The 1,206-nt window shown below is 63.9% G+C and carries 1 pseudogene; it reads right to left on the bottom strand.

Features of this window, described 5'->3' with window-relative positions:
- Positions 1–1,206 (bottom strand): annotated as a pseudogene (locus tag KCG87_RS27320) (type IV secretion protein Rhs); the annotation flags it as partial.

Raw genomic sequence — 1,206 nt, forward strand, 5'->3', positions numbered from 1 at the left:
TGGTAGACGTGACTGGTCAGCCGCGTGCCATTGAGGTCGATGGCGGTCAGCGCGCCGCCCTTGGCGTAGTGATAGTCGAGCTTGCTGTTGTCCGGCAGACGCTGGCGCTTGAGCTGGCCGCAGGCGTCGTAGACATAACGCAGGGTGCCCCAGCCCTGATGCTCGGTGATCAGCCGGTCCTGCCGGTCGTATTCAAAGGCCAGCGGATGTTGCTGGCCGTCATCAACCCCGGTCAAACGGCCCAGTCGATCATAGGTGTAAGCCACCTCAACCCCGTCGGGCAGGGTTTTCAGCAGCAGACGCCCGGCCGCATCACGCACGTAAGTGGTGACCAGCGTCGAGCCGTCATCGCCGAACTCGGTCTTTTCCAGCAGGTGCCCGTTGCGGTCGTAGGCGTAAGCGGTGCGCCGGCCGTCGAAGCCGGTTTCCTGTCGGATCAATCCGCTCGGCGTGTAGTCCAGCCGGTACTTTTCCCCGGACTCGTTCTCGATTTCCGTCAGCAGCAGTTGCGCATGGTCGTAGCGGTACTGCACCCGCGTGCCGTCGGGGTTGATCTTGCGCGAGACCAGGTGCAGGTCGTCGTCATACTCGTAGCGGGTGATGCGCCCGAGTTCGTCGCGCTCGGCAGTGACTTGGCCGTAGGCGCCATAGCTGTAGGCACGGGTAGCGCCCGTAGGAAAGGTCGTCTGAATTAGTCGGCCAACAGCGTCCCACTGCTGGCGGGTGATCGCGCCGTGTTCGTCGCAAGTGGTCGTCCGTCGCCCCAGCGCGTCGTAGGAAAAGCGCCGCACACCACCGTCAGGCAGGGTTTCCTCGATCAGTTGGCCGAGGTCGTTCCACGACAACTTGTGCCGGCTGGTGTCCGGGTAGCGGATCGACAGCAACTGCCCGCGCGTGTCGTAGTAGTAATGGGTGACCTGACCGTCAGGATCGACCGCCTCGGTGACATCACCCTCGGCGTTGCGCCGAAACGTCCACACCGCCTCGCCGCGAGAACGGCTGTGCAGGAAACCGTTGCGATACTCGTAGGACGTTGGCTCATCGTCCGGCGGAAGCAGCGCGATCAGCCGTCCGACGTCGTCGTAGCGGTATTCGGTGACCGCGCCCAGAGGATCCTGCTCGGCGATCAGCCGGCCCTGATCGTCATAGGCCTTGAGGTGCTCACCACCATCGGCCTCGACCTTGCGCACCAGCCGTGCGCTGTCA

It is taken from the genome of Pseudomonas sp. MWU347 (assembly GCF_017947305.1).
In the GTDB taxonomy this organism is placed as follows: Bacteria; Pseudomonadota; Gammaproteobacteria; order Pseudomonadales; family Pseudomonadaceae; genus Aquipseudomonas; species Aquipseudomonas putida_A.